Here is a 5,987-nt window from a genome sequence, read left to right as displayed (position 1 = left end):
AGACCTTACATAATTCAATCATTAAGCACTGAGCAATAGCAATCACCATGGTAGGAAATGAGAGCTTATTCCTACAGCCCTTTATGAGCTAGCTCTTTAAACAGGAGTTATCTGGTAGGTTTTAAAAGCTAGACCTTACATAATTCAATCATTAAGCACTGAGCAATAGCAATCACCATGGTAGGAAATGAGAGCTTATTCCTACAGTCCATCCTAGCTACTACTTAAACAAGAGCAGGTTGGTAGGTTTTAAGATCCTATACTTTTGATATGCCGAATCTCTTCATTATTACTAAGTGTTAAAGTCTATCAATAACTGAAGAGTCCTCCTTTAGATAAGCTGTTATTAACACTGTGTATAACCTATATAATTTGGTAGGTTTTAAGAGCCAAAATTGATAGACTTTTAGAGCTGCTGTCAATAGAGCAGCAGTTATCCACAGGCAAAATGATTACTCAATTGAAAATCTGGTAGGTTTTACGATCCATAACTGGGAGGAAAAAAGAGCTGCCCTCTAATTATCTGTTGATAAAACTCTTAGAGTTGGGGATAAACATATTAATAACTTTTTACTATGGTAGGTTTTAAGAGCCATAAATGTTAGGTTTTAAGGGCTATATATGTTAGGAATATATAGCAAGTACTGGTAGGTTTTAAGAGCACATATTTTAAAGCAAACCCAATAAATTCAAGGCTCACAAGCCAACAATTAAAAAAGCTCTCTTCTTTATCCTTTTTTAATCTTTATTAGTCTTTTCTCTTTATTGGTTTTTATAATTATAAAAACTTTATGTGCATATCTATAATAAACCAACACAACACTCTTAAACTAAATTCCTTCCTTCGTATAATTCAAATATTCAACTACATTGCTAAAACAATTATCTTTAAACTTTGGCCAAAGCTTAAATGCATGCTTGATACAGGCTTTCTTTTCCATCTCTCCACGAAAGGGACCTGACCAAACACTGCTATTGAATCCATTTTGTTGAGCACAAGCGTTCAATTCAGCCTGTGTCATAAAGGTAGTCATGTAGTCACCAGTAGATAACTTAGCTACACAATACACACCTATACAGTTGCCTTTCTCTTGATCACTCAAAAAAGGGTTTTTAGTTTGGTTGCAAAGGGCCTAAATATTCAAAGCCACCGTTCTGAATATCACTCTCAAATACTCTCTCAGCCACTACAAACTGTACTACACCGGTTTCTAAAGCCAGGGTATAAAGGCCGTGATAAGTAATATCCAGCTTACACTCTAAAGCTTGAAGCTCTTTGTTATAGCGGGTTGTTAGGTAACACAGTTTCTTCTGGTGGTTGAGCGTTAACCCTAAGCTGGCCGCTTGCAATAAGCTGTCGTGTATCGACTGTGGTGTACAGTGTTGTAGCTTTACTGTTTGTGCAATTTGTGTTTTAGCGAACTGAGCTTCTTCATGATAATTAAGGCTATATTTGTGATGCTCAACAATATGCTTAAAGCGTTCTTCACTCTTAATGATGGCCTGAATATAAGTGGGTAACGGTGGAGTAGGGGAGTCTGTCATAACTGCTCTTTTCTTATCTAGTGAGTTAAATCAACTAATGCAGTACCAGTTGTGGTATATCCTGGCCAATGATTTTCTTCTAAACAGTTTTTAAGCTTTATCAGCGCTTGGACAACTATGTCATCTGCCATTTGTTTAGTTTCTTGACTTAGCGTGATCAGCTCACAAATAGAAACGTCTTGATATTCAATCACTAAAAAATCAAAGCCATTGGGTAACAAACCTGTGCACATCTCAAACACATAGCGATAAAATGCATCTTGGTACTGATAGCCGTATTTAGCGGCTTTGCTTTTCCAAATAACGGGATTAGCTGTATCCGCTGTTTTCAGATCCCACAGGTGTAGGGTAGGTGTTAACCAGTCTATACGGCATTTAAGGAGTAGCTGAGTGATAGGGCAGATAGTAAATAATGACAGCTCACTGATACCGGCTGATAATACCTCTTTAGCCTCTGAACGCTCATAAATTGCTTTGATTGCCTGATAGGCTTGTAGCCAAGTCGTTTTTGCAATAGGTGTCTTATGTTGATGCTCTGGCAATTCATGGTGATTGAGTAACAGCTGATCCCAAATCACTATGTCAGGATCCACTGATAGTAACCTGGCTATTTTATTTGCCTTTTTCTCCCCAACTTTGGTTTTAGGCTGTTTTAACCTGACTAATGCTTGATCAATATCAGTGATTGTTTTTAGTGCAGTTGGATAGTCCTCGATGGCTAAATCACAGTAGTAGCGCTGATAAACCTTGTCAGGTTCTAAGCACAGTGCATGAATAAACTCGCCCGTTGTTAAATAACTGGCTGGTTTTTGGTTGTTAGTTGTTTTGTCTGATTCGATAAATTGACAATAAAAGTGCTTGGCTGATTGGTTAATTAACACCTTTAGCTGGCTATGTGAGTAAGCCGGTGCCTGGTGATAATCCTCAGCCGGTAGATTCCTATAAACACCAGGAACACATTGCTCCTGCTCATCCAGATAGTGCCGTATGACACCCGTTTCAGTGTAAGTTACCGCTTCATTAATAGTCAGCCCCAGCGACTGAAATAAATCTAAATCAGTGTGGGAATGGGAAATTATTTTTTTAGAATCAATTTGATTCATAGTTAATAATTAACAAAACGTTAGAAATATCGAAAAGAGGTTTTCTGGAGAGTTATTAAAAAATGCAGTAATAAATAACGAAATGCTAGGGAAAGTCGTCGATCATGCAAAAAATACATTTTTTTAATAACAGCTATTTAAATTTGTTTCGCATGGTGATAAATTCACCTCTGTCACTGATTCAGCGTTAGCATAGTGTTGCACGATTTAGTTACGCGGCAGAAATAAATAAAAAGTTTGCAGCTATTTTTTTATCAGTGATAGGAGAAACTAAAAAAGGGCGGGAATGGAGAGTAGTTTTATAGAGTTAGGAGTTGATACTATGAATCCAGCATTTATTGAAGCCGCAATTGAAATTTTAAAGGGTGCACTGCGTGATAGTGTACATAGGTTCTGCCGTCAAAAAAATCGTATTTTATACAATGAGTTATTAGTACAGGCAGCACATTACAACCGTTCTCAACCCATGCTATCAGTGTTACGTGAACATAAAGATGAATTCTTAGGGACTGAACCTAGCCAGCGGCCCATTGCAACAGTTGAAAAAGAGATCCATCTGCTAGAAATACAACACCAACAACTCAGCCAGCAATACCGGGAAACTCGGGCACTGTTAGAACAACGTCGACTCGAACTACAGACAATTGAAAACCAGGGATTATCATTCTAGTAGTGAAAACCCAAATACAGGCGACTAAGCCTTAATTTTAATTTCGGGTTTGCAATAAATGGCTCATAAACACGCTATCTCTTTTTCTAGTGGGTGGGAATGTTATTGCCTAAAAATATTTTATTAACAGGTTCAGCCATGCACCATCAACTGTGTTTTTTTACTGAAGATGCCGAACAGTTCGGGCTCAATTGCGCTGTTGTTATCCATAAACTTGTCTTTCATGGTGCACAAAACTGGCACGAACAACGCAATATATATCCTGACAGTACAGGTAAAAAAAGAGTTTGGGTATATAACTCTATTTCGGGCTGGCTTCAATGGTTTGAATATTTTACTCCCCATCAGATTGAATACTCATTGAATAAACTGGTTAAGAAAGGGGTATTAGTTAAAGGTCAATTTAATAAAAAAGGCTACCATCGTCCTATTTGGTATGCATTTGTGGATCAAGAAAAATACTTCAATCGGACTTCTGATTGCTACTTAAACTGTGTCAAACCTACCAGTGGTGTTGTAAATCTTGGTCAGCTTGAAAAGGCGGTGATAACACAACCCACTGACAAATGGCCTAAACCCTCAAAATTAACCACTGAAAAATCAGTCAATAATCAACAGTTATTACTGGAATGGTTTGATCAGATTTTTTGGCCACGTTACCCGTTAAAAAAAGAGAAATTTAGAGCGATAAAAGTCATCCTCAAACTGAAACCCGATTCTGATCTGCAAGCAAAAATTATGAACGGACTGAATAACCAGATTATCGAAAGGCATCTGAAAATTTCGGCTAATCAGTGGGTGGCTGACTGGAAACATCCAACGACTTGGTTAAATAATCGCTGTTGGGAAGATGAAGTTCAACTGGTAGTGAAATCACCGGAATCTACCAATGGTACAGACTGGCAAACCTATCTAGCCAAAAACAAGAGCATGATTGAATTGGGCTATATCACTGAACAACAGTTATATCAATTATGGTTGGCAAAAGAAAATCCACCCAAAAATAACAATTACCAGAGTAGGGGAGGGCAGTGGATTGAGGGTGAGGTGATACAATGAAGACAGCGGCTGAATTGATTGGCAACTTTAAGGTAGAGCAAACCAAATCCAATCATAGTCATGCAAAACCCACAGCTGATACTAAACAACAGTGGCAGGCAACACTACGAATACTGTACTTTTTTGAGCGGCTTCAAACACTATATGGTCAGCGTTACCATGCCACTTTTGGAGGAGCAGAACAGGAAGCCCAGGCAAAAAAAGAATGGTCACCCTATATTCAACAGCTCAATAAGCGCATGATTGATCATGGCTTTGAGCAGGCAAAACAGTTAATGATTGAAGGGAACAAACAGTATCAGTGGCCCAATATTCCTGACATGATTCGACTCTGCAAGCCATCCCTATCACAGCTAGGGTTAATAACATTTGCTGAGGCATTTAATGAAGCTTGTCAACATGCCCATGACCCCATCAATCATAACTGGTCACATCAGGCAGTGTATTTGGCAGGGAAACAAGTAGGCTGGTATAGCCTGCGTTGTGATAGTCATTTAGCATCCGTAAAAAAACAATTTGAGTATGCCTATCACCAGTTATGTAATCGCCTATTAGCGGGAGAGTCGATTGAGGATGGTGTACACTTGGCATTAACTCAGAACAACAAATCAACGTCTGCTGAACTACAAACATTAGCCAAACAACAGCAACAAATGGTTGAACAAGGTATTAATCCAAAAGGCGGTCGAGCAGAGTTTTTGAGAAACTGGAAACAACTGTCGAGCCATTAGACCGGCTATGTCATAATAATTTGTAGCAGTGCTACAAATTATCCATTGAGCAATAACTCAGTATGAATGACATTTGGAAAGCCGTTAAACGGTGCAAGCAGTTAAAAGAGCAGGGCTTATCACAAGCAGATATTGCCAGGCGAATGAAAGTTTCACGGGCTGAAGTATCACATCTATCGCGGTTTGATCAGTTACATCCGAAGGTTAAAACCCTATTAGATAAATACCCTCTCCCTGCTGCACATTTACGGGAACTGGTTACTGTCAAAAATATCTACCAGCAAATGCAACTAGTTAAGCAGGCCTATATACACAACTGGTCTAGTCGTGACCTGACTGGTGAAGTACTCTTATTGGAAGAAGTCGATACGTTGGCAAAATGGCAGACAATACCGGATGATCAGTTAGGTAAAAAACTATCAACGCTCACGGGGTTTACCACCGTGGTTAAACGTGGGAAACAAGTTAAAAATAGCACAAACGGTGGCTATGTGGCGCTGGCTTTTAACAACGATGAGGAATTAGAGGCCATCATCGAAAAATTACGGAAGCACTAAAAAAAGGCCAGTACTACAAAATCTGGCAAACGGGACATAGTACCCCTACGACCCAACGAGAATAGTGAACACAAAATATTTGTTAATTACATCAGACCTAACAATTCATCTTTTAATAATTGTGTATTGATAACAGTGCCCCTGTCAGAGGGTGTCTGAAAAATGGAAGGAAACCATAAACTGTTATCCAGCATAGGAATGACTTCGTTTAATACAATTTCAACAGTAAATTGCATGGGCTTAAAATTTCCTAATTATCATCATGCCTAAGCTATATTTAGTAGCTTACCTGGTAGCGGAGGTGTTCTCAGCGCTACAAATG

8 protein-coding genes are annotated in these 5,987 nt (G+C 38.7%); 4 read left to right on the top strand and 4 right to left on the bottom strand.

All coding sequences use genetic code 11. The features are described 5' to 3' along the window. Positions 1-830: 830 nt before the first annotated feature. The 3 genes from ORQ98_RS28750 to ORQ98_RS28740 are packed head-to-tail and all read right to left on the bottom strand — an operon-like array spanning position 831 to position 2,648. Positions 831-1,103, bottom strand: coding sequence for a recombinase RecT (locus ORQ98_RS28750; protein WP_274692272.1), 273 nt, complete (start codon positions 1,101-1,103; stop codon positions 831-833). Positions 1,104-1,113: 10 nt separating this feature from the next. Continuing rightward, entirely contained in the window at positions 1,114-1,545 is a 432-nt protein-coding gene (locus ORQ98_RS28745) for a recombinase RecT (RefSeq protein ID WP_274692271.1), read from the bottom strand. Positions 1,546-1,562: 17 nt separating this feature from the next. After that, on the bottom strand, positions 1,563-2,648 hold the full coding sequence (locus ORQ98_RS28740) for a PD-(D/E)XK nuclease-like domain-containing protein (RefSeq protein WP_274692270.1): 1,086 nt from the start codon (positions 2,646-2,648) through the stop codon (positions 1,563-1,565). Between the two features lie 322 nt (positions 2,649-2,970). Between ORQ98_RS28740 and ORQ98_RS28735 the strand changes: the two genes are divergently transcribed. From ORQ98_RS28735 to ORQ98_RS28720, 4 genes are all read left to right on the top strand, one after another. Further along, a complete protein-coding gene (locus ORQ98_RS28735) occupies positions 2,971-3,318 on the top strand; it encodes a hypothetical protein (RefSeq protein WP_274692269.1) in 348 nt (115 codons plus the stop codon). Positions 3,319-3,423: 105 nt separating this feature from the next. Further along, positions 3,424-4,377 (top strand): hypothetical protein, encoded by a 954-nt coding sequence (locus ORQ98_RS28730; protein ID WP_274692268.1) that lies wholly within the window; start codon positions 3,424-3,426, stop codon positions 4,375-4,377. Beyond that, a complete protein-coding gene (locus ORQ98_RS28725) occupies positions 4,374-5,108 on the top strand; it encodes a replication protein P (RefSeq protein ID WP_274692267.1) in 735 nt (244 codons plus the stop codon). Before ORQ98_RS28730 ends, ORQ98_RS28725 begins: the two co-directional genes overlap by 4 nt. Before the next feature lie 62 nt (positions 5,109-5,170). Further along, the gene (locus ORQ98_RS28720; RefSeq protein WP_274692266.1) at positions 5,171-5,665 is read left to right on the top strand and encodes a ParB/RepB/Spo0J family partition protein; all 495 of its coding nucleotides are present in this window, start codon (positions 5,171-5,173) and stop codon (positions 5,663-5,665) included. 86 nt (positions 5,666-5,751) lie between these two features. Here the strand turns inward: ORQ98_RS28720 and ORQ98_RS28715 are convergent, their stop codons facing one another. Then, positions 5,752-5,901 carry a hypothetical protein gene (locus ORQ98_RS28715; protein ID WP_274692265.1) on the bottom strand — a complete coding sequence of 50 codons (150 nt, stop codon included), beginning with the start codon at positions 5,899-5,901 and terminating at the stop codon, positions 5,752-5,754. Between the last annotated feature and the right edge of the window lie 86 nt (positions 5,902-5,987).

The organism is Spartinivicinus poritis (assembly GCF_028858535.1).
Lineage (GTDB): Bacteria > Pseudomonadota > Gammaproteobacteria > Pseudomonadales > Zooshikellaceae > Spartinivicinus > Spartinivicinus poritis.
The sequence above is the reverse complement of the archived record's forward strand: the minus strand, read 5'-3'. Positions and strand labels throughout refer to the sequence as shown.

Excerpts from the sequence above, each read along its gene's own strand:
- ORQ98_RS28745 (WP_274692271.1), bottom strand. The coding sequence starts at position 1,545 with ATGACAGACTCCCCTACTCCACCGTTACCCACTTATATTCAGGCCATC.
- ORQ98_RS28740 (WP_274692270.1), bottom strand. The coding sequence starts at position 2,648 with ATGAATCAAATTGATTCTAAAAAAATAATTTCCCATTCCCACACTGAT.
- ORQ98_RS28735 (WP_274692269.1), top strand. The coding sequence starts at position 2,971 with ATGAATCCAGCATTTATTGAAGCCGCAATTGAAATTTTAAAGGGTGCA.
- ORQ98_RS28725 (WP_274692267.1), top strand. The coding sequence starts at position 4,374 with ATGAAGACAGCGGCTGAATTGATTGGCAACTTTAAGGTAGAGCAAACC.
- ORQ98_RS28720 (WP_274692266.1), top strand. The coding sequence starts at position 5,171 with ATGAATGACATTTGGAAAGCCGTTAAACGGTGCAAGCAGTTAAAAGAG.
- ORQ98_RS28715 (WP_274692265.1), bottom strand. The coding sequence starts at position 5,901 with ATGCAATTTACTGTTGAAATTGTATTAAACGAAGTCATTCCTATGCTG.